Source organism: Flavobacteriales bacterium (assembly GCA_013001705.1).
Taxonomy (GTDB): domain Bacteria; phylum Bacteroidota; class Bacteroidia; order Flavobacteriales_D; family JABDKJ01; genus JABDLZ01.
Window position 1 is genome coordinate 1 of sequence record JABDLZ010000124.1, and the last position, 2,601, is coordinate 2,601.

At 49.9% G+C, this 2,601-nt stretch carries 3 protein-coding genes; 1 reads left to right on the plus strand and 2 read right to left on the minus strand.

What is annotated here, in order from left to right:
• The coding region (locus HKN79_05225; GenBank protein ID NNC82958.1) for an SAM-dependent methyltransferase at positions 1-428 on the plus strand (428 nt) is incomplete at its 5' end.
• Here HKN79_05225 and HKN79_05230 read toward each other — a convergent pair.
• Together HKN79_05230 and HKN79_05235 are read right to left on the minus strand one after the other, a co-directional pair.
• Positions 422-1,840 (minus strand): hypothetical protein, encoded by a 1,419-nt coding sequence (locus HKN79_05230; GenBank protein NNC82959.1) that lies wholly within the window; start codon positions 1,838-1,840, stop codon positions 422-424. The genes HKN79_05225 and HKN79_05230 overlap by 7 nt on opposite strands.
• Before the next feature lie 123 nt (positions 1,841-1,963).
• Positions 1,964-2,601 (minus strand): FKBP-type peptidyl-prolyl cis-trans isomerase (locus HKN79_05235; protein ID NNC82960.1); only part of this gene is annotated, 638 nt, incomplete at its 5' end.

The window sequence follows — 2,601 nt, forward strand, 5'->3', positions numbered from 1 at the left end:
GTCCTGGAGTGGCCGACCCTGGGCATCACCTAGTAATGCGAGCACAGCAGGAAGGTATCAAGGTAATCCCACACGTAGGCCCTTCATCCATCCTATTGACATTGATGGCCTCTGGATTGAATGGACAGCACTTCACCTTTCATGGCTATCTGGCCAAAGACGATAAGGACCGAGCGGAGCAATTCAAAAAGATGATCAAGCGTTGGCGTACTTCCGGTGAGACACATCTATTCATGGATACACCTTTTAGGAATATGGAACTGTACAAGGAGGTATTGCGCGTACTTCCTTCGGAGTTCTCACTCTGTGTAGCTCGGGATATCACCGGACCGCGTCAATGGATCAAGACGAAGTCCATCGGGCAATGGAGAAAAGGGAAAGCCCCCGAGATCCACAAAGTTCCTGTGATGTTCGCTATCGGTCATTGACCCCAGCAAGGAGCGATCAATCCGCGATTATCCCTCTGCTTGTCTCTGCAATCGGGACGATAAAGAACAGGTATGCGTATAGCAGCGTAGAAGTCAGCACCATATACATCCCGGTCACTGAGTATGACCCCTAGATCATCTGATCCGATGGTCAATCCCAGATAGCGGAAGGCCAACCCTACTTGCAATCGCTCATACTCATAGGTACTGATGGGCACGGCAAACTCCATTCTATCTGTCTCATAGCGAGGAATCACACCGAAGATGCTCGCTCTTCGCAGTCTTGTCAACTCCGAAGCATGCAATGGCTGTTGAAGCACCGCTCCAAGGAAAAGACCCTTATCGAGATTATAATCGAATTGGATATTGAGTGCCGTAGGCAGAGAGACCTTGGTACCCAATGTGCGGTCTGTGAAATTCTGGTCATTCTCGAAGGTAGATGCCAAAAAATCATCCAGCTCATCGATATTGGATACATCCGTATCGATATAGTTCGGCCAAAATGCCTGGGCATCCTGAAGATCCACTATGGCTGAATTCTGTCTGAAATTCACCTGACCGATGTCGATGACCGAGACACCGAGTTGATATCTGTACTGGCTCTTTTGGCAGCGATTCTCCGTGGAGAAAGGGATATAATCCGGATTGCCATGTATGGTCTTACGGTAGATCATTCCCACATCCATAGCCCATCCATTACCAAATCCGATATCATCGGTACCCAGCGAATAGCTACCTGTGAAATCCTGGATGTATAGATCCTGTGAGTCGAACATATACTGCATACGACCCACTCCTATGCCTACATGATCTTGTCCAAAAAGACGTTTTACAGTCACTCCCGCATTTAAGTGATGATCTTCTTCTACTTGGATCATGCGTGCGTAGGTCAAGGCCACTTCGCCCCAACTCATACCCACGAGATTCATATCATCGATGTAGAGCGTACTGTCATACAAGGGCCAGTGCCTGAAACCATGGTAGATGAACTGTGCCAACTCATACGGCATGTCCTGCCCATTGAACATGGCCCGATAGCGTGTACTCAATCCTACACTGGACCGCCCGAGAACCGCGAAGGCACTGGGGCCATCGATAGTCATATCCAGATATCCATCCCGAGGGTGCGTATCGAAATCCTGTACTGGATTGGTCCCATTCCCAAACAGAACAGGGATGACACCCGGACCTTCGGCATCATAGAACGTGTGCTCATTGGTGGCATAGAGGGAGACTCCTCCAAGCAGAATGTCAAAACGCGTTTTGGAATCTGCAGCTAAGGCAGGATTGAGCTGCACAGCATGTGATGGGAGGTAATTGCTCAAAGCCATACCGATTCCCTCCTGACCTCTACACCAGAACACAGAACACAGCATAGCAAGGCTCCAGATGAGCTTTACATAGCGCGACATTCTGTAAAGATGAGGTATTTTGGACTTTATGAACAGTCCACTTGTTAAAAAAATCTTGTGGTCGCTTCGGTCATTCACCCTGCCGATCTTCTCCATCCAAGAATCCTGAACCGGATTCCGTCATCAATCTGCATCGATCGGCCGGACCCACACCTCGAATCGGACAGGACTCCATGGAGGTACGATACCACCCACTGAACCTCTTTGCCCAAATGCCTTGCTCGATGGTAGGATGACCTCTACCCGCTCTCCTACAGTCATCAGCCCAATGACTTCTTCCAGACCAGGGATGAGTTGCCCCTGCATTCCGATGGAATAGAGCAGACCATTTTCTGTAGCAGAACGATCATCGACCATTTTCCCGTTCAATAGAGTGCCGATGTAGTGCACACGCAGATCCTCCCCTCTTGGTAATCGTAGGCCACTCCCCTCTTCGATGGTCCGCCAAAGGATATCCCCTCGTAATTCGAATTCATCGGCATAGAGGCATGTATCTATGAAATTCTGCAAGAGCGCCACTTCGCGCTCCCCGTTGGCCAGATGAGTCGACTCCATCATCTGCTTCCACTTGGCGTAGGGCACGACCTCGATCACTTTGAAGTGGACATCCGTGATTCCCGACCGGACGCGTTCCAGAAAACCGAATTCGGACCAGAGCTGATCCCGATCCATCAGTACCGAGATGGAATCTCCTGCATGGAAGGCATCTAGATCGGAGCGGAGTCCTCGACTTGTTGAATCCGATTGGATCACTCGCACCT